Consider the following 24787-nt stretch of genomic DNA (forward strand, 5'->3'; position numbering starts at 1 on the left):
CTATCGATCTACAGGCGCGGAGGAGCGCGCGAAGGCCCGGAGAAAAGCTCCGGGGGTGAATGATGATCGGGAGAAAAGTGAAAGTCCGGGATGCCAAGCGTACGAGTATAGTTCAGCTCGAAACGAACTGGCATAAAGGCGATCTGCTCGTTATCTTCGACCGTGTTAAAGGATCTTTTTTCAGTTTTTGCGGAAATGGCCGGGATCGGAAGCCGGACAAGGCAATCGCAATCGACGCGTAATGAATCGCCGGATGGCGTCGGCTGTTCGCTTTGGGCCACCGGTGTTCCATGTGCAGATGAGTGACACGATGAGTTGTTTTCTACCGCCGCGATCTCGTGGTGCGAGCAAGCACACGCCGAGATAGCCGATACGAGCAATGCGAATGTCGTCAGTATTAGAAGACAGGTTTTCGAGGTTCGAATAAGCATTAACAGGCTCGAACTCTAAGCATACTATTTGAAGACTTGCTCGTGAAGCGTGCCCGAGGCATTCCCGGTCAACTTTGGATCAAATGAAAAGAAGGTCGGCAAGTCCGGCCCGCGCTTGATTATCCAACCTTCTATAGATACAAATAGCTTGTATGCAGGTTGAATGGAAATTGCCGGATCTTGATCCATATCTTTTTTTTCGTGTTGCAGAATGGCCGGGATTGACCGTGCGAAGGGCGCGGGTTTTGCCGGGGAGCATATCCGAGCATACGAACGATTTTCATGAGATCAGCGTGTCGCTCGCCGGGAAGCTTAAGACCATCAAGAACACTGGAACCGGCCGCCGAAGGATCACGTGCGTTAACGGCGAGAACATTTGTTTGACTCCGGCTGGACAGGCTATGTCCGCCGAATGGGACGAACCGATCGACAATGTCGGGCTATTCATTGACGCGGGATATGTTTCGGATCTTGCGCTCGAGAATGGTTTTTCGCCGCAGGTAAGGCTTCGCGAGATATATCGCGGGAACGATCAGATGATAAAGACCATCGCTCTTTCGCTGATCGAAAATGCCGACGACACACATCTCGACAAGCTATATGCCGATTCTTTGGTCCAATCGCTTTCGCTGCATTTGCTGACCAATTATTCAGAATCGAGCGCTCAGCCACTTCCTAAGATCGGCGGGCTTTCGGGTTATAAGCTTAGCCGCGTAAAGGAATTTATCGAAGCACATCTCGAGAACGATCTTGGCCTCGCGGAGCTTGCCGCAGCAGCCGGATTGAGCACTTTCCATTTTGCTCGTGCCTTCCGCATTTCGACCGGGCAGACACCTCAGCAGTATGTAATGCAGCGCCGAATAGAACGGGCGAAACAGCTTCTTAGCAAACCTGACATTCCGCTTGTCGAGGTCGGTTTGCGGTCCGGTTTTAAGACCCAGAGCCACTTCACGGCAGCCTTCCGAAGACTGACCAGACTTACGCCAAAGACATGGCGTTCTATGCGAGCCGTTTGAATTCAGCAATCTCAGAACATTTTCAGCAATAAGCCGAAAGACCACAGAGGCCGTCATCTTTTAGACTTCTCAGTAGAGTAAATATGCTCAGGAGGGTCAAGAAATGCGCTCTATTTTATTCTTTGTCTTACTTTCTATTCTGGTTCTTCCTTCTAATGGACAGCCGAGCATCGCCTCAGAGTCATTCACGCGAGGAATTGCCGAATCAAAAAGCGGGGATCACGTCTCAGCATTAAGATCGTTTACAAATGCTTTAGAGGTCGCCGAACATGAAACGAATGACCAAAATTTTCTAGCCAGGACGCATTACAACATCGGCGTTTCAGCCTATCATCTTGGCAAGTTTGATCTCGCGATCCCGCATCTGGAGGATGCAATAATTCTTTCCGGATATAAGTACGAAAAAGCCTACTACGCTCTCGGAATGGCCTATGCGGAGACGGGTGATTGGGTGTCGGCTCGCGATGCTTTTGTCTCCGCTCTTTCGATAAATAGCAAGAACGGCGAGGCCTGGTTCGATCTCGCCTATGCGTATCTCGCACTTAACGAAGATAAAATGGCGATGAAGGCTTTTGAACGTTCGATCCGATATAAAACAGTGGATATGCCGATCGCTGAGAATAATCTGGGTGTATTGTTTGCAAAGTCCGGCGATCTCAAAAATGCCGAAAAGCATTTCAAGAACGCTGTGCGGCTATTTGGCAGTTCCTCAAATATCGCTAGCGAGAATTTAAATGTCAGCAGAGAAATGATGAGGAACCCAAACGATGGGCAACGAGGATCAATGTTCGCGTTGATCGAACGCTATACGAAGCTTCAAACCAATTATGAACAAACAAAATGACACAATGGCAATACTGAAGCTGTACGAGCTTCGACGCGAAGAGGCGATGCGGGCCGCCCGGCAATGGTATTTCACTGAGTTTGCCCCGCAGTCTGCGATGGACATCGCAGCGCTGTTTCAGGCGGGCGAACGCGCAAGCGCAAATTTCAGGATGGTCACATCCTATTGGGACACGGCCGCCTCATTTGTGCTCAATGGAGGGATCGACAAAAAGATGTTTCTGGATGCGAACACCGAGCATATTTTCGTCTATTCAAAGATCGCAGATCATCTGGCGGGCGTCCGCGAAGTGTTTGGTGAACCTGATTTTTTGCTCCACTTTGAGACGCTTTGCCGAGAGGTGCCGGATCTTGAGCTAAAGATCGCGGGGCGTAAGCGTTTGGCTCGGCTTTGGTCAAACGCGGTTTCGGGCTAAACAGCAACCGTGCTATAAATGAAACGCTGTATATGGCACGGTATGTATTAAGACGCGAAGCAGGCAATCTACCTGAGAGACTCAGTCGTTATAAAAGCGAGCCATTCATAGTAGGGGGAGATGCAACTAAGCCAATCGTATTTATTTTACAGAAAACAGGCGAGGAGAGGAAAGCTGTTGCACGCTCGGTACAAATTGGTGAACGCGCTAATGGACAGGTGGAGATTCGCTCTGGTCTACAGCCAGGAGATACATTTGTGGTCCGCAGCAATCAACCGCTGAAATCAGGCCAATCTGTGCGCTTGAGTATTCTTTCTGAAACATCACCGTGAGCAATTGCTTGAGCAATCATCGAGAGGTGAAGCCGGAGGACTATTCACCTACGAGCGACTAGCTGCAAGCGACGATACTGCCTCCTGCTCGACCATCTTGCTCAAAATCGCATCCATGTTCTTGCGGGCATCTCCGAATAGCATCCAGGTATTATCTTTATAGAATAGGGAATTCTCAATTCCTGCATAACCGCTAGCTAGGCTGCGCTTCATCACGATCACAGTCGCGGCCTTCCAAACCTCCAGAACCGGCATACCCGCAATCGGACTGTTGGCATCTTCTAGCGCACTTGGGTTCACCGTATCGTTGGCCCCAATTACCAACACTACATCGGTTTTGGGAAAATCCGGGTTAATTTCATCCATCTCTAGGACAATGTCGTAGGGGACGTTTGCTTCTGCCAGCAGCACGTTCATATGCCCAGGTAATCGGCCTGCCACAGGATGGATTCCAAACCGCACCTCGATGCCACGCTCCCGCAGCAGTTTGGTAATTTCTGCCAGAGGATGTTGTGCCTGCGCCACCGCCATGCCATATCCTGGTACCACAATCACCCGCCTAGCATTACCCAATCGATTCACCGTCTCCTCTACCGTTATCATCTGCACTTCACCCGTCGTTTGTTCGCCCTGTGGTGTCGCAACACCAGTTCCAGACCCAAAACCGCCCAGAATCACACTGAGGAACGAACGATTCATCGCTCGACACATGATGTAGCTGAGAATAGCACCGCTGCTGCCGACTAACGCTCCGGTGATAATCAGCAAATCATTGGAGAGCATGAATCCAGCCGCAGCGGCTGCCCAGCCTGAGTAACTATTCAGCATCGAGATGACTACTGGCATATCTGCGCCACCAATCGCCATCACGAGATGAACGCCCAGAATAGAAGCCAGTACAGTCATAATCAGCAAAGACTGTAATCCAGCAGGGAATGCATTAGGTAATCCAGCAGATACCCCACTGCTGAAGTTTATGCTCATAAATTGCGCGCCCAGAGCAATCGATGCTAGTACTAACCCTAGATTTAGCCAGTGACGGGCCGGTAACAGCAAAGGTTTACTGCTAATTAACCCCTGCAACTTTCCAAAGGCAACAATTGAGCCAGTAAAAGTAACTGCACCAATAAAGACGCCAATGAAAATTTCGAGCTGATGAATCGTGGCTTCTGCTCCAGTCAGGGAAGTTGGTTGTAGGTAATTAGAGATGCCGACTAAGACAGCCGCCGCTCCCACAAAGCTGTGCAAGATGGCAACCATCTGTGGCATGGCCGTCATTGCTACCCGAGAGGCCGCCAGCATGCCAACCACAGCAGCGGGCAAAACAACTCCTGCTAGAATTCCGTCACTGTCGATTCCAAGACCCATGGCGGTTGCTACAAAGGCAATTATCATTCCCACCATGCCATAGAGGTTGCCTCGACGCGCCGTTTCCTGGTTAGACAACCCTCCTAAGCTAAAAATGAACAGGACGCTAGCAGCAATGTAAGCGACGGTCTGAAGATTTTCGAGCATGATTGATTCCCACGGTTATTTCTGAATCTATTCTTAGAGCGACTTCTGAACCCGCATCTGAATCTATTTCTGGAATTACTTTTGAAATTATTTCTGAAACATCTTAAGCATGCGTTGCGTCACCCAGAATCCACCAACAATATTGATGGTTCCTATAAAGACCGCAATTGCCCCCAAAACAGTCGTAGCTAATGAGGCATTGGTCAATTGCAGCATGCCACCAATGATAATAATGCCGCTAATTGCATTAGTCACGCTCATCAACGGTGTGTGTAAGGCAGGTTTCACATTCCAGATCACTTGCCAACCCACAAAGCAGGCAAGCACAAAGACTGTGAAATGGGATAAAAACGAGGACGGCACCCAGAAGGCAATCGCAAACAATGCAAAACCTGCCAGGAGCATCCAGATCCATGAGGTAGGAAGCTCTTGTTGCTGGCTGGAGTGATGGGACGAAATTGGTTGGGCAGAGGTTGAGGCGGTCGTTTGCGGCGGCGCAACGGTGTTTTTCTCGTCCAAATTGTTGTTTTGCTGATTGGATGCAGATGCGGCCTGAACCGGCGAAGCAACAGCATTTTTCTTGGGTAAGGGAGGAGGCGGATAGGTAATCTCACCGTTGTAGCTGACCAACGCCCCGCGAATTACCTCATTCTCTAGATCAATCTGGTAGTGCTCTGCTCCGCCGAGTTCTGCTAGCAAATGGCAGAGATTGGTACCGTAGAGTTGGCTAGCTTGTTGCGACATACGGCTGACCAGATCCGTCAGGCCGACAATCGTGACTCCTTGATGGCAAATGATTTTGCCCGGTTGCGTAACAGCGCAATTGCCCCCTTGTTCAGCTGCCATATCCACAATCACCGATCCGGAACGCATGGTTTCTACCATCTCCCGCGTGATCAGCAGCGGCGCTTTGTGACCGGGAATCAGCGCAGTAGTGATAATAATATCGACCTCTTTGGCTTGAGCCGCAAACAGCGCCATTTCAGCTTGAATAAACTCCTCGCTCATGACCTTGGCATAGCCACCTTCACCGCTGCCATCCTCGGCAAATTGCAGCTCCAAAAACTCAGCTCCTAGGCTTTGCACCTGTTCTTTTACCACTAGGCGCGTATCAAAGGCGCGCACAATCGCCCCCAACCCCTTTGCCGTTGCAATTGCCGCTAGACCAGCCACCCCTGCTCCAATCACTAAAACCTTGGCGGGAGGAATCTTGCCAGCGGCAGTAATCTGACCGCTAAAGAACCGTCCGAAGAGAGCAAGCCCTAGAATTTGAGCTAATCGAAAATCTGCAACGCGAGGATCTCAACCCGATTGAAGAAACCAAAGGAATCCTGCAACTGTTGTCCAAACGGCTGCAACTACAGGAAACTCAAGTGATTGCGCTGTTTCAACGCCATGCCTACCTGCAGCAGAATATCGATATTCAGAACACTGATGCGGAGTTTAGCCAGCATTGGCAAACCATCGAACAGTTGTTTGAGGTCATCGGTAAGTTCACCCCCGATAGCTTCCGCGTCAATCGCCTGCCGCTCTTGAATCTGCCAGAGCCGATTTTAGCCGCCGTTAGTCAGGGACAGTTGGAGTACTCCAAAGCTCGGCTAATTGCGCGAGTCAAGGATGAGTCGATACAGGGTCGCCTACTGCAACAGGCCATTGACGAAGGATTAAGTCAGGCCCAGATTCAGCAAACCATCCAACAGCTAAATCAGCAGCTAGATCAGCAATCTAGGTCAAAGACGCCAGCTCAGTTGCATCAGATCCAAACTCGCGCCACCGGCATCGCCAAAACCCTTAAGAAATCTCAAGTCCTCGCCTCCCTCTCCAAACGCGACCAAGCTAAGGTCGAGAAGCTGCTGGATCAGCTCTGGGAGATTATCTCACCGGAGAAGGAGCGATAGGCGAAGGAAGAAGCTAGGAGTCAGGAGTCAGGAGTTCAACTTAGTTCGAGAGCCAAAATCAAGCCATTGCCCACCCGCGCGTCAACAGCAGGCTAGTCGGGGAAGGCTGCGCCTAAAGCAACCTTCTCGCAGAGTGGCAGACTCGACAAGGGGTTTAGTTCACTACCCTGCGGGAAGGCAAGCGGATGAGGGGGCATGCTGGATTAGCCTATGCTTCAGCAACGGGTAGGCGATGCCACAAACGAACACAGAAAAATTCACAGCCTCCTAACATGTAGGGCTGATTGGAGTGCGGGTATCTGGATGAAGCGAGGTGTCTATCGATGCACACGCGATGTGAAGACACTGTAGGATTTGAATCATCATTCTGGATCATCATTCTGGATCATCATTCTGGATCGCCATTCTGAGGGGCTATTTCAGATCCTCCTTCGGTTAGGCTATTGGCTAAACAGCGGACCCAGATCTGATCTGCGGCATAGAATTCTCCCCTTGACTCCAGGGCAAAATTGCCCAACAAAAGCGCCAACCAAACTTTTACTAAAGGCATCTTCAAAGCACGAATCAATTCCAAAAATGCAATTGGCTGCTCCTGCTGGCTCATCCAATCGGCGATGGATTGGCTCCAAGCCGTAACGTTTTCATCGTGGGCTACACCTAGTGCCTGCTGTTTTTCTACTTCCGTCGCCTCAAGCGCAGTCACCATCTCTAGCACTTTCTGTTTGTCTACTACGCCAGCCACCGATTTGTCTGGCCGTGAAACCGTGGAATTAGGTGCAGCAGGACGGCTTCGCTGCCGAGTTTTGACTAGTTCTGCTAGATCGAGATACATTGTGCGCTGGATCAACCCAGCTAGCAAATCTTCTTCCAGGACAGGGCCATCATCATTGTGCTGATCCTGCCAGTCACCCAACAATCGATCCGCTTTGCTGGCATGGAGTTCGGCAAGCTGCACTAGAACGGTACCGGCGATTTGGAGCTGTTCTGCCTCAGACAGATCAGGCAGCATGCGTTCTACCAACTGCCAGAGCGCTACGATATTTGCTACTTCTGGACAAGTCAACGCATGTCGATACGCTTCTACAAACTGCGAATCTACAAACTGCGAACTCAATGGCGCTTCCATGGCGAAATTCAAGTTGAACTCAAGCCATTCTAATGATTCAGTTCCAATCCTTGCCAGTCAATTCTACAGTACTGCCAAGATTAGATCATGTTTCACTTTCTATTCACTCTCTCTCCATCGAGCTATTATTACACTAATTCTTACACTATAATTGGCTATCACCCTAATACCGCAATTATCTTAAGTTGAGGCAACGGCAATGGCGCGTCCGATCAATCCAAAATGCTGGGAATGCAGCCTGCTCGATAGTAAAACGGCCAAAGCACTGCATGGAGAGACTGGAGATGGCTGCTGGGATGATCAGATCTGCCATCGGCGGCGGTCCCACTACCGCAACCGAGCCGACAATAACCAGAAGCGGAAAGGGCAGTACGTCTCGGTGAAGGCAAGCCGTAGAGAAGCACTGAGGGATCGAGATGCTGTCAAACCGGCTGCGCCCCCGGTAGCATTGCTCTACCTATATCGAGAGTCACGTAGAGATGCTCACTTACATGCGTTAGCAATTACCGTCTGGCAGGGGGACCAAAAGCTTAAGGAGCTTCCACCAACCCACTGTATGGGGATGACCAACAGCCAAGTGAGGCAATACCTACAAACCGTTTTGCAAGACTTAAACCAAACCTATGGCATCAAGACCTTTGAGCCAGAAATTCGCTATGACCCCAGCTTCTGCCCAATCGAACCTTGTCCTCTCAAATCTCTGTAGTAACCTCATAACTTGACCAAAAAATTCAGAAGCTGGATTTAGGTCCAACTTCTGAGCTGTAGAACTTCAATTAGGCTTTACATAAACTGGTTCTTATAGCGTATCTAAGCTTCTCTAGGTGTCGATCTAGCCTAGGGGCCAAACTAGGATTAAGCTAGCTGGTCGCCAGTGTACTTTTCACGATTTCATGATTTCACGATTTCACGATTAACTGCTGCTGATAAACAAGTGCTCCCGTTTATTATATAAAGGAGCATTTAGGAGTGAAAAGCTGAGGACATTTTCAGGAATATTTAAGATGAACGTCACGACTGTTCAACTAATGTGCATTTGGTGGAAATTGATCTCCTACGACGCAGAACAAGATTGTTTAATCATTCGCAATTGCCGAATACGGCTTACCTGGTTACGGTCACTCGTGCTCAGTTAAGAGTGATAGAGATTTGGCCAATTAACTTGCAAAATTCACTACCAACGATTCCAGTGCCCTTGAAACCGTCTGGCACAGACGGGCCATTAGTGCTGACAGTCCGCTGGGATTTCGCTTCAATTCTTCCTACGAGTTTGCGGATAGCTCTAGAGACTTTGAGCAAACTGAACTAATATTTGTCGCACCAACAGTGCAATTGATTGCTACCGAAGACACTGATTTGCTGGTCGATCTGGAATATCTCAAATTCAACTCTATAGTACTGCGCCAGAACTTCCTGCGTCGAGTACGGTATTGGATAACCCAAATGGCGAGGTCGATCGCTCTGTCAACTTAGGTGAGCCATCGCTCGCGGAAGGAGAGGATATCATTACCCGCTTGGGATATCGATTTGAGCATCGTTTCAATTCAAACTGGAGGCTGAGAAATGAGTTTTTGCTGTCGCATCGAGAGTCGGAAGGAATTGGGGTGACTCCGATTGAGGATATTCGCACTGATGTAGGGCTGGAGCCAGGATTGCGAACGGTACAGCGGTTGCTCACCATTAACCCCTCAGAGCAAACCAGCGTAACGCTGAACACAAGCCTTTCGGGTCGGTTTGACACCTGGAATATTGAACATCAAGTGCTAGCAGGTGTGGAGCTACTTTCTGATCGTTCTAGAGATCGAATTGTATTTGACGTGCTGGACTCGATTGATATTTTTGAGCCGGAGTATAGTCCAGGCAGTCGCCGCCCACTGACGGTATTTCAGGACGGCATAAGTGAAACCGTTTCAGTCGGATTTTACTTACAGGATCAGATCACGCTACTAGAAAACCTGATTCTAGTGCTGGGCGGTCGATTTGACATTGCTCATCAGACCAATCAAGACTTCCTCGATGAAGGTCTTAGCTTTGAGCAGACGGATCAGGCATTTAGTCCCCGCATTGGACTGGTTTACCGTCCGGTTGAGCCAATTTCTCTCTATGCCAGCTATGTTCAATCGTTTTTGCCCGTGAACGGACGCGAAACTTCACAAGATGCAGCAGGTCAGCGGATTGTTGGTGAGCCGTTTCAGCCTGAGCGCGGTCAGCAATATGAGATCGGAATCAAGGCAGATATTTCAGATCAGATCACTGCGACTCTAGCGCTTTACAATTTGGAGCGAACGAACGTTGTGGCTCAAAGCAGTGATAGAAGGTCACAGTTTCAGGTCGGAACTCAACGCAGTCGCGGCATCGAGTTTGATATTGCTGGCGAAATTTTACCCGGATGGCAGATTATTGCTGGCTATGCCTATACAGATGCTGAAGTCGTTGAAGATGATCGCATCGAGGTAGGGAATCGACTGCCGAACGTACCAGCGCATTCTGCCAACCTCTGGACAAGCTATGAAATTCAGTCCGGGGTGCTGCAAGGACTGGGGTTTGGGATTGGATTCTTTTTCCAGAGCGATCGTGAAGTTGCGCCGGAAAATTTATTTCGCTTACCCAGCTTTTTGCGAACAGATGCAGCAATTTTTTACCGTCGGGATCAGCTTCAGGTGTCCCTGAATGTTCAAAATCTGTTTGATGTCGAATATTATCCAGCCGGTCGAGATTATGTCAGAGTCATTCCCGGACAGCCGTTCACAGTAATTGGCAAAATTAGCTGGGAATTTTGACACGTTTTTGGAATGCAAGGAAAATATAAATTGTTTGAGCCGTATAAATTAGTTTCTCCTATCGAAGAAGAAATTGAAATTCATTTTCAATATAATCCCTGTTAGAACACATACATGAAAGAACGTTCCATTAGTTACAACTTATGATGTAAAAAGGAATCTACTACTTATCTCTCGACAATTTAGAGGATTTTAAGAATGGCAACAATTAGAGGTACCAGTGGAGCGGATAATCTAAACGGCACTAATCAGGCAGATTCAATGTATGGCTACGCAGGTAATGATCAGATCAATGGAAATGGTGGCGATGATTTAATTTATGGTGGTGCTGGTGCAGATCGATTGTACAGTGGCGGTGGGCAAGATCGACTTTATGGCGAAGGCGGCAATGATCAGCTTTGGTCTACAGGAGGCGGTTCTATAGGGATGTACGGTGGTTCAGGTGCAGATTCATTCTGCTAAGGACTGGGATTTCGATTAATTTAATTGATGTTGGTGGAGTCAATACTTTATTTAGATACGAAGTGCGCTATAGTGGTCAAGCAATTATGACTATTTTGGGGCCAGGTGGTGCATCTGCTCCTCCTCTTATTGTTCAATATTACTGAGGTAACGACAAATACTTAATTGAAGTGTCGTGAGAAGATTATGGGGGGTGCGAGTCATTTGCAGCTCCCTATTTAGGTTGTCTGCACAGTTTGGGAGCCTTTAAATCGAATGCGGGACTTCACGATCCTCTGGTTCGGTCAGCTCGTTTCAACCATCGGCAGCTACATGACCGTGTTCGCCCTGCTGATCTGGGTCTGGCAGCAAACCGAATCGGCGACAACGCTGGCCTTGGTGACTTTCTTTTCCCAATTGCCGCGCATCTTGATCACGCCAATCGCGGGGATTATCGTGGATCGGTTTCATCGCAAACGGCTGATGCTGCTGGGGGATATCGTCGCGCTCTTGAGTACCCTGGCGATTGGACTGCTCTATGCCGCCGGCGCACTGCAAATCTGGCATCTCTATATCGTGGTGGCGCTGTATGGCTGCTTTGGGCAGTTGCAAACCCTAGCCTACTCGGCTTCGATTGCCATGCTGGTCTCTAAACAGCACTACACTAGAGCCGAAAGCATGGTCGCAATGGTGGGCTACAGCGGCGCGATTTTCTCTCCCATTTTGGCCGGCAGCCTCTATCCGCTGATCGGGATTGTCGGGATGATTGCCATCGATTTGCTCACATTTTTGGCCGCCCTGCTCAGCTTACTTGTGACACCAATTCCCCAGCCTGCGGTGACTGAAATTGCTACTGAAACCGCTGAAGCCAAAACTACCTGGCAAGACCTCACCTTTGGCTTTCGCTATATCGCCGCTAAACCCGCTCTCACCGCAATGGTGATCGCCTTTACGCTGTTTGCCATTCCCGGCGACATTGGCAAAGCGCTTTATAACCCGAATCGGTTCGCGCTACGTCAATGATTTCAATGCGTTTGGTCGCACCTATCGCGTTTACATTCAGGCGGATCAGCAATTCCGCTCCAATCCAGAACACATTGGTCAGTTATATGTGCGTTCTAGAGGAGGCGAGATGATTCCTTTGAGTAATCTCGTCACTATGACTCAAACGACTGGACCACAAACCATTAATCACTATAATTTGTATCGATCGATTGAAATTAACGGTACAGCCGCGCCTGGGTTTAGCTCTGGACAAGCCATTCAAGCAATGGAAAAATTGGCGGCTGAGGTGCTACCGCCCAACATGGGATTTGAGTGGTCAGGCATCTCTTTGGAAGAATTAGAATCCGGAGGGCAAGCCCCCATCATCTTTGGACTAGGAGTGTTTTTCGTCTTCCTGGTACTGGCAGCTCAGTACAACAACTTTCTTGATCCACTCATTATTATGTTGTCCGTTCCTTTAGCAGTTCTCGGAGCGTTATCGGCTCAATCCTTGCGAGGGTTATATAACGATGTCTATTGTCAAGTTGGGCTTGTTATGTTGATTGGTTTAGCTAGTAAGAACTCTATTTTGATTGTCGAGTTTGCCAATCAATTACACGACCAAGGACTTTCAATTACGAAAGCAGCCGTACAAGCTTCCCAAGAGCGCTTACGCCCAATTCTGATGACAGCAATCTCCACTCTACTGGGCATCTATCCACTGGTTGTAGCAACTGGAGCCGGAGCAACGAGTCGCCAATCCTTGGGAACGGCAGTGTTTGGTGGAATGCTAATCTCAACGTTCCTCAGCCTGTTTGTAGTGCCCATTCTCTACATTGTGATTGGCAAAATTCGAGAACACTTGATGCGATCGAAATCAATCCACGCTTTTGATGAGCAGATATGACGGCTTCGCTTCCCTTACTCCCAGTAGGGTCGATTGCCAAATTGTTGAATCAGAAAATCAATAAACACTTGCACACGTCGCGAGTACTTACGATTGGGTAAATATAATGCATAAATGCCTGTATCTGGATCAGTTTGTGGAGAGATTTGGAAATCAGTTAACACTGCCTGTAATCGTCCAGCTTGAATATCTTCGCCAATCAACCAGGTGGGCATCAAAATCAACCCAATGCCATCTAAACAAGCTTGGAGCAGCAGTTCCGAATGGTTTGCCACTAAAGACCCACTCACTTTTACTTCGCACACTTCTGTCCCACGTTGAAATCGCCAGATTTGAGAACTGGTGGAATAGGCGAACAGCAAACAATTGTGCTGGGTTAAGTCGTTGGGATGAGTTGGTTTACCACATTGGCGAAAGTAGGTTGGGCTACCGCAGACGAATCGATCATACATTGCTAATTTGCGAACTATCAAGTTGGGATTGGATCGATCGAGATTGCCAATGCGGATTACTACATCTAAATCGGCTTCGACCAAGTTTGCCAATCCATCGCTGAGTTGGAGGTCAAGTTTAATGTCGGGATACTGAGCTAGAAAATCACTCAGAATTGGAGCAACATGCAGCCGACCAAACGTGACAGGCAAGCTAACCCGCAAAATACCACGCGGGATCTCACCCTGTTCCATGATGCAGAGATTGGCTTCTTCCACGTCTTGTAGAATTTGGACGGCTCTATCGTAGTATTTCTGCCCCTGTAGCGTCAGCGTGACACTGCGCGTGGAGCGGTTGAGCAACTGGGTGTGCAGCATTGCTTCTAACGCATTGATTTGGCGCGTCACTGAGGAAACGGCTAGCTGTAGCTGCCGAGCCGCTTCTGAGAATCCACCCGTTTCGACGACTTTGACAAACGATCGCATGGCTGCCAATTGATCCACTGCATTCCTCCGAATTGTCTATTGCAAAAAATGCAAAAGTGTTTGGCATATTTAGCACATTAACATTCTTTGTGAATGAGATTAGAGTGAAACTATCAGCCGTTACAGAACAAGAAAGGAGGCAACGATGACGCTAACGATCGCCATTACATCGGATTTCATTTGTCCTTGGTGTTTAGTCGCAGAAACCCGGTTAAGTCAAGCCATCGCACAACTGAATCCGCCTGTCGAAATTGAGCGCCTTTGGATTCCGTTTGAGCTAAATCCGCAGATGCCAGAAGCAGGGATGGATCGCAAAACCTACCGCACTCAGAAATTTGGCAGTTGGGAATATTCACAAGCGTTGGACGCAAAAACAGTACAGGCAACCCAAGCTGATGACATCAACTTTCGCTACGACCTGATGACTGTCACCCCTAATACCCTCAAAGCGCACCGTCTCACTTGGTTTGCGGGCAAGCAGGGCAAAGCGATCGAAATGGCTGAGCACATCCTGGCTGCCTATTTCACGGAAGGTCAAAACATTGGTGATGTTGAGACGCTGGCAACATTGGCAGCAGAGATCGGCATTGATGCAGCACAAACAAAAGCATTGCTGGAATCAGAAGCAGGCATTCAAGAAGTCAAAGCCTTGGAACAACAAGCGATCGCCCAAGGAGTTCATGGTGTTCCCACGATTCGCATTGGTCAAGAGATTATATCGGGAGCGCAATCGATTGAAGTTTTTATTGCCGCTTTGCAAAAAGCAGTGAATGAATTGACAATCGCCTAACTATATTTACTGCGATTACTTTTGTTCATAAGTATCTGGAGGGAAATGGATGAACGCTACCAATCGTCGTGCCATTGTGATTGGTGGATCACTGGCAGGGTTATTTACAGGAACATTGCTGCGATCGATCGGCTGGCAGGTCGATATCTATGAGCGATCGCCCCATACTCTCGACAGTCGCGGCGGTGGCATTGTGCTCCAGCCGGATGTGATTGAAGCATTTCAACGGGCAGGTATTTCTCAAGATAATCTCGGTGTCGTGGCACAGGAGCGCTATTACTTGAAGCGCAATGGCACCATTCAACGAATGCCGATGCGACAGACCTTGACCTCCTGGAACTTGCTCTACACGTCAATGCGGCGACACTTTCCAGACGAGCATTACCATCAGGGACCATGATTGCCCCCTGATAGACCACAAACTACCCACCTATCTTATACCACAATAATGTAAGGGCAAAGTTTGCGTCAAAAGCCCTGTAGCTAACCTTGAATTCATTTTGCACATGCTTCGCCCCTACTAAATTGATCAATTTTGTGATTGGAAAAAAGAGCCAGAAATCAAGTCGAATTCTGACTCCTGACTCTGGCTCCTGAATCACCGATCAAGCTTTCAAACCGTCAACCAACAGGAAGCAATTCTATCTCGTTCTTGGCTCCTGGCTCCTCAGTCCGATAGTAAGTCGCCGATTCCAATCGACAGCCTAAATAGGCTAGCGTATAGAGTTCCTTTAGGTCTTGAATCAGCGGGTAGCGGGGGTTGGCACCCGTACACTGATCATCAAACGCCTGTTCAGCCATGTGTTCGACTTTACTGTAGAAAGCTTGGGCATCGTCGGGCAGAGTTTCTTTGATCGTACCAGGGATCTCAAGCTGTTGTTTTAGCGCTTCGATGGCTTCCACCAGCCGCTCTACTTTTGCTTCAGGAGTGTCGCCGCCCAGCTTCAGATAATCAGCAATTTGGGCATAGCGTTCCTTGGCGTGGGGATATTTGTATTGCGGGAAGATGGCTTGTTTGAAGGGCACATCAGTAGCGTTATAGCGAATCACATGGGAAATCATCAGTGCATTCGCCAAACCATGCGGTACATGAAAGGTAGAACCTAGTTTATGGGCCATTGAATGACATACACCCAGGAATGCATTAGCGAAGGCCATACCGGCAATCGTGGCGGCATAGTGAACTTTTTCGCGGGCTTTCGGATCGTTCGCTCCCTGATGATAGGCACGCGGCAGATACTGAAAGAGCAGCCCGATTGCTTCTAGGGCCAATCCTTCGGTGAATTCGGTCGCCAGTACCGAAACATAGGATTCCAAGGCATGGGTCAGGGCATCGATACCACCGTAGGCAGTCAACTTCTTGGGCATGTGGAGTACTAGCTCTGGATCGACAATTGCCATGTTGGGCGTCAAGGCATAGTCAGCTAAAGGATATTTAATTCCAGCTCGGTCATCGGTGACGACAGCAAAAGGCGTGACTTCGGAACCAGTTCCTGAGGTTGTAGGAATCGCAACCATAATTGCTTTCTGCCCCAGCGGCGGCAGTTCATAGACCCGCTTGCGAATGTCCATGAATCGAGTTGCTAAGCCCTCAAACTCGACCTCTGGATGCTCATACATCAACCACATGACTTTGGCCGCATCCATCGGAGAGCCGCCGCCAATCGCGATAATGACATCCGGCTGATAGCTCTTGAGCAACTCCAGACCTTTGTTGACGTTTGAGAGGGTTGGATCGGGTTCCACCTCATGGAAGACATCGTGCTTGATGCCCATCTCATCTAGTACGGTTGTGACCTTGTTCACTAGACCCAGATCAAACAACGGCTGATCCGTGACGATAAAGGCTCGCTGTTTGCCTACTAAGTCACGCAGCGCTGCCGGCAGGCAGCCATACTTGAAGTAGATTTTGGGCGGAACGCGGAACCACAGCATGTTTTCTTGCCGTTCAGACACAGTTTTGATGTTCAGGAGATGATGCGGTGTAACGTTCTCGGATACGGTATTACCGCCCCAAGTACCACAGCCCAGCGTTAGGGATGGATCGAGTTTGAAGTTGTATAGATCACCAATCGCACCTTGGGATGAGGGCGTGTTGATCAACACCCGCGCCGTCTTAACTGCGTGCTTAAAGTAGGCAATGTCATCCAGATGGGCCGGATCAATATACAAAACCGCAGTATGCCCTTGGCCGCCAAATGCCACTAGCTGTCCCGCTTTCTCGACCGCATCGTGAAACTGACTGGCACGGTACATGGCCAAAACCGGCGACAGCTTCTCGTAGGAAAATGGTTCGTTAGGGCCAATCTGCTCAACTTCAGCAATCAACACCTTCGGCAACGTACAGGGCAAGGGATTCAGCCGCTCGCCGGTTTGGCGCTGCTGGCCCTGATCTTCCAGACAGACTAAACCGATGCCCGCTAACTGAGCAATCTTTGCCACCGACTGTCCCACAATCGCCGGATTTAGATGCCCGTTCTGCAACAGCACCTGCCCCACTTGAGTCTGCTCATCGGGTGATAGGAAATAGGCTCCCCGTGCTATAAACTCTTGCTTCACCTGCTCGTAAACTGCATCCACCACAATCACCGATTGCTCCGAAGCGCAGATCATGCCATTGTCAAAGGTCTTACTCAGCAAAATCGAGCTGACCGCGGTTTGGATGTCCGCCGTGGCATCGATTACGGCTGGGGTATTGCCAGCCCCCACTCCCAGTGAAGGATGCCCAGAGGAGTACGCGGCCTTCACCATACCCGGTCCACCCGTAGCCAAAATTAGCTTGATATCAGGATGCTGCATCAACGCCTGCGACAGTTCAACCGTGGGTTCATCGATCCAACCAATTAAATGCTCTGGAGCACCGGCTGCAACAGCAGCGTCCAGGACAATTTTGGCCGCCGCCGCCGTGGATTGTTTAGCGCGGGGGTGGGGAGAAAAGATAATCGCGTTGCGGGTTTTGAGCGTGATCAGTGCTTTGAACACTGTGGTTGAGGTAGGATTAGTAACTGGTACAATGCCGGCAATCACGCCAACAGGTTCAGCGATTTTCTGGATTCCGTAGGTTTTGTCATCCTCAATCACGCCGCAAGTCTTTTCCTGTTTGTATTTGTTGTAAATGTATTCAGACGCAAAGTGATTTTTGATTACCTTATCTTCAATCACTCCCATTCCCGTTTCTTCGACTGCTAATTTGGCTAAGGGAATCCGGGCCGCATTGGCGGCTAGAGCCGCTTGCTTGAAGATGGCATCGACTTGCGTCTGTGAATAGGTAGCGTAGACTTCCTGAGCGGCTTTGGCTTGCTGAATCAGCGTTTCCAGTTCTTGCAGGTTGGTAATTCTCATCGTTAGCTACTCCAGGTTGGGTGATGAAATTAAAGAAAAATTAGGGATCCAGATCGGATGGACCATCCCTTTCATCTGCATGTCAATCCCTTTCAAGTCCTCAGCCGCAACGGACAGCCGGAACCCTATCGCGCCTGGAAAGATACTGTGATAATCAAAGGTAATGAAACCGTCCGCATCCGAATTCCCTTCCGAAACTTCGCTGGCAAAACAGTTTACCACTGTCATATTCTGGACCATGAAGACTTAGGTATGATGGGACTGATTCAAATCGACACAGTATTAGCCAACGAAAATGAGAATTCTTCTAGTCGAGGATGAACCAGACTTGGGGCGAGCCATTCAACGGGCACTCACTCGGGAAAAGTACATCGTCGATTGGGTTCAGGATGGTAGCGAGGCTTGGAATTATCTAGACAATGCCTGGACAACCTACACAGTGGCAATTTTTGATTGGCTTTTGCCTGGGCTGTCTGGAATTGAGCTATGTCAACGCTTGCGTCAGCAGCAGAATTCACTGCCTGTCCTGATGTTGACCGCTAAAGATCGGTTGGAGGATAAAGTGACTGGGCTAGATGCGGGAGCTGACGATTACTTGGTCAAACCCTTCGGTATGATCGAGCTACTGGCACGGCTGCGGGCTTTACAGCGTCGCTCACCCCAAACCTACAGCCCCTTTCTGCAAGTCGGCCCCCTTACGCTCGACTATGCCACACTTACGGTTTCGGTACAGGAGGGCAGTCAGGCACAAATCATTCAACTCACGGCTAAAGAATTCCAGCTTTTAGAATATTTTATGAAACATCCCCAGCAGATTGTCAATCGCGATCAGTTGATGAATGCACTCTGGGAAGTGCAGGCGGAGCCAATTAGCAATGTAGTCTCTGCCCAGATTCGATTGCTGCGGCGAAAATTAGCCGAATACAATTGTGACGGTATGATTGAAACTGTCTATGGCCTAGGATATCGTTTTAATTTGAGTTAATTTCACCCATGCACCAGAATAAACTGTTTAATTGGACTCGCCTAAAGCTGGCTGGCTGGTATTCGGGCGTCATGGGGTTTATTCTCTGCTTGTTTGGATTTGCCATCTATCAGGTAATGGCGCGGGCGCATTGGTACGGGTTAGATCAGGAATTGGAGGTGGTGTCGGGCACCCTGCATGATGCTCTAGAACCCAACCTGAGTCAGCCCGGTGCAATTAATCCGGCGGTACAAGCGCTCTTGCCTAGCCTGTGTGTTGTGAATACCGACTGTATGGGCTTACAGGCAGAAGAATTAACGCAAACGAATAAGCAGCGCCATATTCTGGGTGTAGTTGGACAAGAAGCTTATTATCTACGATTTCTCAATCCGGCTGGCGAAGTTGTGGCAATCATTGGCAATCAGCCAACTTATGCATCATCTCAATTCTCGTCTCAGCAAACCTGGCAAACTCTGAAAGATACGGATGGCAATCGCTATCATCAAGTCTCGATTCCTTTGAAAACCAAAGACAGCCGCTTTTGGGGCTACATGGAAGTGGGACGCTCGCTCAAGGAGTTTGATGATCACTTGTATACGTTGAAGTGGTTACTGCTGGTGGGCTTGCCGTTTGCCTTATTTTTAGTGGCACTAGCAAGCTGGTGGTTGGCTGGGCTAGCGATGCAGCCGGTTTATCAGTCCTACAACCAAATTCAGCAATTTACTGCCGATGCTGCCCATGAACTGCGAACCCCCTTGGCAGCGATCCGAGCTACTGTAGAATCGGTGTTGCAAACGCCAGAGTTATCAGAAGCAGAAGCCCACACAACGCTACAAATTGTCGAGCGGCAAAATAACCGTCTTTCCCAACTTGTGCAGGATCTGTTGCTGCTTTCACGCATGGATATGCAGAAATTTCACTTCAAACATCAGCCCTGCTGCATCAATGATTTGATTAGTGATGTGATTGAGGAATTTGCTGCTTTAGCCGTAGCCGAAGAGGTTTTGCTAGAAGCTGAAAACGATCAGACAGAACTGCCATCAGAACTTTATGTATCGGGCGACGAAGAGCAACTTTATCGTCTGCTTGCCAATTTGGTTAATAACGCTATCCAATACACTGCTGCCGGTGGAATTGTAAAGATTAAGCTGAAGCGCGAGGAATCTTTTGCTGTGATTGCGGTTCAGGATACGGGCATTGGCATCTCAACTGCTGATCAAGCTCGCATCTTTGATCGGTTTTATCGCGTCCACAGCGATCGCTCGCGGGCAACGGGTGGTTCAGGGTTAGGTTTATCGATTGCTCAGGCGATTACCAACGCTCATCAGGGAACAATCCAGGTGCAGAGCGAAGTAGGTAAGGGAAGCACCTTCACTGTGCGGCTGCCATTACTGACCTATAAACACGGGTCCCTACCCCACTAAAACCAATTGGCTCAAGTAGAGTAGGGAGCCATTCAGTTTATTTGGTGCAGCACCGATGGCGAATAGCTTACCGTCTGACTGCTTACCTTGAACCCGATGTCGCCGGTGCCATCTGGGCAAACAGATTCAGCATCTCTTGATTAAACACCGGAATGTCATCCGGTTGACGGCTCGTAACCCAGTTGCGGTCAACAATCACATCCCGCTCAATCCAGTGGCCGCCTGCATTGCGAATGTCGTCTTGAATCGTGTAATAGCTGGTTAGGGTACGGCCCTTTACTAAATCAGCGGAAATCAGCAGCCAAGGCGCATGACAGATTACGGCAAAGGGTTTGCCAGCCTGCTGCATTTGCTGAAGAAAACTTTTCACCTTAGGTTCAGCTCTCAGTGTGTCGGTATTCAAAGCACCGCCCGGCAGCAATACCGCGTCATATTCGTTAGGCTGTACCTGATCAAGCGAACGATCTACATTAACTGTAATACTCTTGTCGTGATGACGGAAAGCCTGAATTTGTCCAGTTTTGTTTGAAATTACATCAACCTGTGCTTTTGCGTCTCGAAGTGCCCGCACAGGCTCTGTCAATTCCGTTTCTTCGAATCCGTCAGTTGCCAACACGGCTACGCGCAAATTCGTTAAGTCGCTGCGCTATAGTGCAACTAGATTTGAATGCATACTTTGGCATCCTATCCACGATAAATTTACAAATTTTTTAAGATTTATCCAAACTTTACGATGCTAAGTATAAGTACTTACAGAATTTAGCCGTGAGTTTGGCAAAATTTGGGCAATGATCCGCGCCAATGCACTGAGGCCATGCACTGAGGCCATGCACTGAGGCCATGCACTCAAGCAGGGAGGCCAGACTGAGGCCAGACAGGGGCAAACATTCCATTTCGATAGCCTCTCTCTCCCCGGTTAACTCCCACCCCACGTTGCCTCGATAGTCCGGTCTGCACTACTATGAAGAAACCCAACAAAATGTAAACAATTGTTTTGAATTGCTTGACTAACGGTTCAAAAGTTCCACTGGGGGCATTTTTAGCCCAGGGGTTGATGCCAAGATCGTCCATTCACTTGAAAGCCACCACCGAGAGAGGATAGCGCCGCATGATTCAGACTGTCGAGCTTGATTTAGCCACTATCGTAGAAGCCTATTTTCAGCAGTCAGAGGGCGAGTGGGAATCGCATCGGCGCTACTACACCCTCAAGGATGGCGAGACGCAAGAGGTGATCAGTTATTTAACCGTGCAGTTTTTGCCCCCGGGCAGCGAGCCATTGATTCAGTTGGCCCGGATGCACCAGTTAGAGGATGAAACCGTGCTGACCTCCGGAGCCTTAACCACCTGGCAGAGCAATTATATTGGTCCGAGTCCCAAAACCCTGACCGGTTCGACCTTGTTTGGCGTCTTGGGCAATTTGCTGTATCGCGATCGCGGCTTTTCCACCGGCAAGCCGATCACCGCTCAGTTTTACATGCGTGATCCTAAAACGATGTGCCTCAAGACCGAATACAGCGGCAACTCGTTTGAAGAAGAAGTCAAACTAATTGGCACTCAGTACCGCACCCGCCAGACCATCATTTCGCGGGCTGGGGAAGAGCAGATGATTGGGCAGTATCTCGAAAAGCGGTTGAAGTAGGTGAAAGGGCAGGAGAGCAAAGTCTTCCCATGAGTATAACCATCACGGATCTTTCCGTTACGACGATTGAGGGTCACACCAGAGCGTTGAGCGATTACCTCGGCCAAGTGCTGCTGATTGTCAACGTCGCCTCTTACTGCGGCTACACGTCTCAATATCAAGGGTTGGAAGCGCTGTATCAGAAGTATCGCGAGCAAGGATTGGAGATTCTGGCCTTTCCTTGCAACGACTACGGCATGCAGGAACCCGATAGCCTCGACAAAATTCAGCAGTTTTGCCAGACCCGCTATGGGGTGACCTTTCCCCTATTTGACAAAGTGCATGCCAAAGGTGCCCAGCAGCATCCGCTTTATGCCAAACTCACCCAGACCGACCCCAAAGGAGACGTAGCCTGGAACTTCGAGAAATTTTTGATCAACAAACACGGTGCAGTTGTGGCCCGCTTTAAAAGCGCGGTAGCTCCTGATGCGCCAGAACTGATCCGCGCCATCGAACGCGAATTAGCGGCTTGAGGAGCAGCGGTGCAGGTGCCCAGCAACCGCAGCGGTCCTGTTTCAGGAGCGGTCAGCGTTGCCCAAGGTCGCCTGCTGCTCGCGCAACGATTGCAGCGCCGCATCAATTTTGGCTAACTCAGGTTCGAGTTTGGCCATCACGGTTGCTTTTGGCATTTTGGCCCGTTGGGCCGTTTCCAGCGTTTCGTTGACCAATCGTTCGCGATACTGCTCAAATTCGGCAATTACTTCGGCCAATTCTTCTGCCGTGGCCGGTGAAGATTGTAACGGTTCGCTCATAATCAAAAGGTCCTACCCAAGGAGTGCAACAAGTGACCAGCGAATCGCCTCACCCCAGCGCTCAAATCACAGCGAGGCTAGTGGTCTGACGGCGAGTCAGGGGGTGGTCTATCTTGTTTCATTGTCTCAGGTTGTTGCCGTGTTTCAGATGGATTGTCGCTGGATTGTTTGACATCCTCCACCGCCCTCAAGGGCGAGGATTCCCTAGCAAGCAAACAGGCTAAGTTGACCTTTGTACCTGTGCTGAGCACCGCGAAGGTTTTTAGTCCCAAATCGATGCCGATAGACTCGTTTTGAGCGGGATTGATTTCCGGCTCAATCTCAATCACGAAGCTAACAAAGTAGCGTCCTGCGGTGTCTTTGATGACGGTGACTGAGCTTGGTTCGGAAGGCAATGGTCTAGACCATTTGGTTTTGATATAGCCAATCTTGGCCAAAGAGACCTTTGCCGCCTTGATGGAAAATCCACCCCGACGATAGCGGGCTGATTGCTGATTAGCCTTCTTCTTGAACCGAGGCGGCTTAATTTTTGGCCCCTTCCTCTCACCTCTACAGGACTTGAAAAAGTTGCTGTATGCCGTTCCCAAATCTTGAATTGACTGTTGCAAAGGGATACAGAACACTTCACTCAGCCATTCCCGCTCAGCCGTCTTTTTCGCCTCGGTGATGCACAACTTTCCCAGCTTGGCATGGAACTTTAACTTATCTTTTAACGTTCAAGCACGAGAACGCATTCATCGGCGGGATTTAGTCAATAGTTTGTTGATTGGCATCGGACTCGGAGCCTTATTGTTGGGTGCTCCGCTCGGATGGTTCGCCCATCGGGTTTATGCCCAGCAGCGCACGGCCCAAGTCTTGCTTTGTCGGCAGCAGCATTTTGGATTATCCGAAACCGAGTTGCAGTCCCGCTGTGGTCAACCCTATTAGGGCCGCCTCCCCTTCAGGGTTTTGAAATTCAAAGACTCTGACAAGTTTACTGACTTGCCGTCAGAGAAATGGAGCAGTAGCGAATCAGCCGCTCAAGCCTCCGGTAACGGAACCGTCATCGAGGCAGCCAAATCCCGAAACCGGCGCGGATCCCCTTCGGGTAGGGGCCGTTCTTGCGATTTGCGGCGATAGAGATTTTCCAGCGTTGAGCGCCAGTTGGCAATTACCTCGTGGATTGGTTCGGCCCCGACCGACGTTGGCGGTTGCCTTTCCTTGTTGCACATCGAACCGGACTAAGGCAATGTTGCGCAGGTCGGCACTGCCAAGATCGAGGGAAAGCGTTGATATGGCATCGACAAAACTACTGCCATTCGGTAGCTGGACACTGCCAATCGAGCCACCTCCCCGTGCTCCAGTTGCGTAATTGAGGACGCGCACGTTGATCTGGGGCTGGGCCAGGGTTGAACGGGCAATCAGGTTGCGGTCGTAGTCAGCGTTGGCAGTTAAGGTTGGGACGACAATCGTATCGCCATCGGCCAATTGCAGATCAGGAATCGGTGAGGCCGTTTGCAGCGGCGTAAACAGATCCACATCTTTCTCGACAATCGAACCATCCACAAGCTGGCGACGCACTCGCACCGTCCGCAAATCGGCTCTTGTGGTGGCGCCTCCTGCCGACACCAGCGCTACCGAAAGTTGGGGAGCCGCCAACGGATACAAACCGGGGCGAACCACCTCACCCAACAACGTTACCTGCACGGGACGCTGAGCAATCAGAATCACATCCACCTGCGGATCAACAATGAACTGATCCAGGGCAATGCGAATTTGCTCCCGCGCTGCGGCGACCGTTAATCCTTCTAGCGTCATGGCTCCCACTAGGGGAATTAGCATGCTTCCTTCCAGATCAATCGTGTTTTGAAACGACAGGTCGGGAAAGCGCAGCACATTCACAAACAGCGTGTCACCCGGACCAAGCCGGTAGGATGCAAAGGCATCTTGACCAGGACTTTCACCAAGTTCTGCATCAGGTGTATTCTCTAATAAACGCCGTCTGGCATCTTCTAATAGCTCACGAGGTGAGGCCGGTTGGGCGATCGCAGGCATCGCTTGAGCAGCGACAGAAGTGTGCCACATCAGCCCAAGCAGGATGCTGGGCAAAGCAGCTACAACACTGTATAGCGAGGATAGGGCACAGAGACTGAATCGAGATACAGCGGGACGTAACAGGGTAACCATAGGGGCAAGGTCAACAAATTAGAAGTTTGACGGAGTTGTAAAAATCAAAATCGAAATAGCCCTAA

28 protein-coding genes and 1 pseudogene are annotated in these 24787 nt (G+C 49.6%); 19 read left to right on the plus strand and 10 right to left on the minus strand.

Annotated elements, in window-relative coordinates:
* Positions 1–8: 8 nt before the first annotated feature.
* Entirely contained in the window at positions 9–431 is a 423-nt protein-coding gene (locus tag JVX88_RS16925; protein ID WP_211628439.1) for a hypothetical protein, read from the minus strand.
* Between the two features lie 152 nt (positions 432–583).
* On the opposite strand from JVX88_RS16925, the gene JVX88_RS16930 reads away from it, so the two are divergent.
* The 4 genes from JVX88_RS16930 (at position 584) to JVX88_RS40740 (ending at position 3038) form a co-directional block, all read left to right on the plus strand.
* Complete coding sequence (locus tag JVX88_RS16930; protein ID WP_211628440.1) at positions 584–1447, plus strand: helix-turn-helix transcriptional regulator; 864 nt, start codon at positions 584–586, stop codon at positions 1445–1447.
* A gap of 103 nt (positions 1448–1550) precedes the next feature.
* Positions 1551–2291: a tetratricopeptide repeat protein gene (locus JVX88_RS16935; RefSeq protein WP_211628441.1), complete on the plus strand. Its 741-nt coding sequence runs from the start codon at positions 1551–1553 to the stop codon at positions 2289–2291.
* Entirely contained in the window at positions 2275–2706 is a 432-nt protein-coding gene (locus JVX88_RS16940) for a hypothetical protein (RefSeq protein WP_211628442.1), read from the plus strand. The genes JVX88_RS16935 and JVX88_RS16940 overlap by 17 nt, the downstream gene beginning before the upstream one ends.
* Positions 2682–3038: a hypothetical protein gene (locus JVX88_RS40740; RefSeq protein WP_211628443.1), complete on the plus strand. Its 357-nt coding sequence runs from the start codon at positions 2682–2684 to the stop codon at positions 3036–3038. Before JVX88_RS16940 ends, JVX88_RS40740 begins: the two co-directional genes overlap by 25 nt.
* A 48-nt stretch (positions 3039–3086) precedes the next feature.
* Here JVX88_RS40740 and JVX88_RS16950 read toward each other — a convergent pair whose 3' ends face one another.
* Both JVX88_RS16950 and pntA read right to left on the minus strand, forming a co-directional pair.
* On the minus strand, positions 3087–4553 hold the full coding sequence (locus JVX88_RS16950) for an NAD(P)(+) transhydrogenase (Re/Si-specific) subunit beta (protein ID WP_211628444.1): 1467 nt from the start codon (positions 4551–4553) through the stop codon (positions 3087–3089).
* An 87-nt stretch (positions 4554–4640) separates the two neighbouring features.
* Positions 4641–5822 (minus strand): Re/Si-specific NAD(P)(+) transhydrogenase subunit alpha, encoded by a 1182-nt coding sequence (pntA, locus tag JVX88_RS16955; protein WP_211628750.1) that lies wholly within the window; start codon positions 5820–5822, stop codon positions 4641–4643.
* A gap of 71 nt (positions 5823–5893) precedes the next feature.
* On the opposite strand from pntA, the gene JVX88_RS16960 reads away from it, so the two are divergent.
* A complete protein-coding gene (locus JVX88_RS16960) occupies positions 5894–6451 on the plus strand; it encodes a hypothetical protein (protein WP_211628445.1) in 558 nt (185 codons plus the stop codon).
* A 388-nt stretch (positions 6452–6839) separates the two neighbouring features.
* Here the strand turns inward: JVX88_RS16960 and JVX88_RS16965 are convergent, their stop codons facing one another.
* Positions 6840–7577 carry a hypothetical protein gene (locus tag JVX88_RS16965; RefSeq protein ID WP_211628446.1) on the minus strand — a complete coding sequence of 246 codons (738 nt, stop codon included), beginning with the start codon at positions 7575–7577 and terminating at the stop codon, positions 6840–6842.
* 199 nt (positions 7578–7776) lie between these two features.
* Here JVX88_RS16965 and JVX88_RS16970 point away from each other — a divergent pair, with 199 nt between their 5' ends.
* From JVX88_RS16970 to JVX88_RS16995, 6 genes and pseudogenes are all read left to right on the plus strand, one after another.
* A complete protein-coding gene (locus JVX88_RS16970; protein ID WP_211628447.1) occupies positions 7777–8283 on the plus strand; it encodes a hypothetical protein in 507 nt (168 codons plus the stop codon).
* A 324-nt stretch (positions 8284–8607) separates the two neighbouring features.
* Complete coding sequence (locus JVX88_RS44170; RefSeq protein WP_225931439.1) at positions 8608–8886, plus strand: DUF4058 family protein; 279 nt, start codon at positions 8608–8610, stop codon at positions 8884–8886.
* A gap of 121 nt (positions 8887–9007) precedes the next feature.
* The gene (locus tag JVX88_RS16980; protein ID WP_211628449.1) at positions 9008–10357 is read left to right on the plus strand and encodes a TonB-dependent siderophore receptor; all 1350 of its coding nucleotides are present in this window, start codon (positions 9008–9010) and stop codon (positions 10355–10357) included.
* A 198-nt stretch (positions 10358–10555) separates the two neighbouring features.
* The gene (locus tag JVX88_RS16985; RefSeq protein ID WP_211628450.1) at positions 10556–10819 is read left to right on the plus strand and encodes a calcium-binding protein; all 264 of its coding nucleotides are present in this window, start codon (positions 10556–10558) and stop codon (positions 10817–10819) included.
* A 246-nt stretch (positions 10820–11065) separates the two neighbouring features.
* Positions 11066–11821 (plus strand): annotated as a pseudogene (locus tag JVX88_RS16990) (MFS transporter); the annotation flags it as partial.
* Entirely contained in the window at positions 11775–12689 is a 915-nt protein-coding gene (locus JVX88_RS16995; RefSeq protein ID WP_317134650.1) for an efflux RND transporter permease subunit, read from the plus strand. The pseudogene JVX88_RS16990 and the gene JVX88_RS16995, both read left to right, overlap by 47 nt.
* A gap of 14 nt (positions 12690–12703) precedes the next feature.
* On the opposite strand, the gene JVX88_RS17000 is transcribed toward JVX88_RS16995, so the two are convergent.
* Entirely contained in the window at positions 12704–13624 is a 921-nt protein-coding gene (locus JVX88_RS17000; protein WP_211628452.1) for a LysR family transcriptional regulator, read from the minus strand.
* A 127-nt stretch (positions 13625–13751) separates the two neighbouring features.
* Here JVX88_RS17000 and JVX88_RS17005 point away from each other — a divergent pair, with 127 nt between their 5' ends.
* Together JVX88_RS17005 and JVX88_RS17010 are read left to right on the plus strand one after the other, a co-directional pair.
* Positions 13752–14396 (plus strand): DsbA family oxidoreductase, encoded by a 645-nt coding sequence (locus tag JVX88_RS17005; RefSeq protein ID WP_211628453.1) that lies wholly within the window; start codon positions 13752–13754, stop codon positions 14394–14396.
* A gap of 49 nt (positions 14397–14445) precedes the next feature.
* Positions 14446–14796, plus strand: coding sequence for an FAD-dependent monooxygenase (locus JVX88_RS17010; RefSeq protein WP_211628454.1), 351 nt, complete (start codon positions 14446–14448; stop codon positions 14794–14796).
* Positions 14797–15017: 221 nt separating this feature from the next.
* Here the strand turns inward: JVX88_RS17010 and adhE are convergent, their stop codons facing one another.
* Complete coding sequence (gene adhE, locus JVX88_RS17015) at positions 15018–17738, minus strand: bifunctional acetaldehyde-CoA/alcohol dehydrogenase (RefSeq protein WP_211628455.1); 2721 nt, start codon at positions 17736–17738, stop codon at positions 15018–15020.
* A 39-nt stretch (positions 17739–17777) separates the two neighbouring features.
* Between adhE and JVX88_RS17020 the strand changes: the two genes are divergently transcribed.
* From JVX88_RS17020 to rppB, 3 genes are read left to right on the plus strand one after another with little or no spacing between them, the layout of a single operon-like run.
* Positions 17778–18059 (plus strand): multicopper oxidase domain-containing protein, encoded by a 282-nt coding sequence (locus JVX88_RS17020; protein ID WP_263975598.1) that lies wholly within the window; start codon positions 17778–17780, stop codon positions 18057–18059.
* Positions 18034–18723, plus strand: a complete 690-nt coding sequence (gene rppA, locus JVX88_RS17025) for a two-component system response regulator RppA (protein ID WP_211628456.1) — start codon at positions 18034–18036, stop codon at positions 18721–18723. Before JVX88_RS17020 ends, rppA begins: the two co-directional genes overlap by 26 nt.
* An 8-nt stretch (positions 18724–18731) precedes the next feature.
* Entirely contained in the window at positions 18732–20126 is a 1395-nt protein-coding gene (gene rppB / locus JVX88_RS17030) for a two-component system sensor histidine kinase RppB (RefSeq protein ID WP_211628457.1), read from the plus strand.
* 82 nt (positions 20127–20208) lie between these two features.
* On the opposite strand, the gene JVX88_RS17035 is transcribed toward rppB, so the two are convergent.
* Positions 20209–20739, minus strand: coding sequence for a type 1 glutamine amidotransferase domain-containing protein (locus JVX88_RS17035; RefSeq protein WP_315875332.1), 531 nt, complete (start codon positions 20737–20739; stop codon positions 20209–20211).
* Positions 20740–21234: 495 nt separating this feature from the next.
* On the opposite strand from JVX88_RS17035, the gene JVX88_RS17040 reads away from it, so the two are divergent.
* Complete coding sequence (locus JVX88_RS17040) at positions 21235–21765, plus strand: phycobiliprotein lyase (RefSeq protein WP_211628459.1); 531 nt, start codon at positions 21235–21237, stop codon at positions 21763–21765.
* Positions 21766–21800: 35 nt separating this feature from the next.
* On the plus strand, positions 21801–22277 hold the full coding sequence (locus JVX88_RS17045; protein WP_211628751.1) for a glutathione peroxidase: 477 nt from the start codon (positions 21801–21803) through the stop codon (positions 22275–22277).
* 42 nt (positions 22278–22319) lie between these two features.
* Here the strand turns inward: JVX88_RS17045 and JVX88_RS17050 are convergent, their stop codons facing one another.
* The gene (locus JVX88_RS17050; protein WP_211628460.1) at positions 22320–22556 is read right to left on the minus strand and encodes a hypothetical protein; all 237 of its coding nucleotides are present in this window, start codon (positions 22554–22556) and stop codon (positions 22320–22322) included.
* Positions 22557–22633: 77 nt separating this feature from the next.
* Positions 22634–23230 (minus strand): RNA-guided endonuclease InsQ/TnpB family protein, encoded by a 597-nt coding sequence (locus JVX88_RS17055; RefSeq protein ID WP_211628461.1) that lies wholly within the window; start codon positions 23228–23230, stop codon positions 22634–22636.
* Between JVX88_RS17055 and JVX88_RS17060 the strand changes: the two genes are divergently transcribed.
* Positions 23223–23483 (plus strand): hypothetical protein, encoded by a 261-nt coding sequence (locus JVX88_RS17060; RefSeq protein WP_211628462.1) that lies wholly within the window; start codon positions 23223–23225, stop codon positions 23481–23483. The two genes, JVX88_RS17055 and JVX88_RS17060, sit on opposite strands and share 8 nt — an antisense overlap.
* Positions 23484–23567: 84 nt before the next feature.
* Here the strand turns inward: JVX88_RS17060 and JVX88_RS43105 are convergent, their stop codons facing one another.
* The gene (locus JVX88_RS43105) at positions 23568–24722 is read right to left on the minus strand and encodes a polysaccharide biosynthesis/export family protein (protein ID WP_211628463.1); all 1155 of its coding nucleotides are present in this window, start codon (positions 24720–24722) and stop codon (positions 23568–23570) included.
* Between the last annotated feature and the right edge of the window lie 65 nt (positions 24723–24787).

This window comes from Leptolyngbya sp. 7M (genome assembly GCF_018128485.1).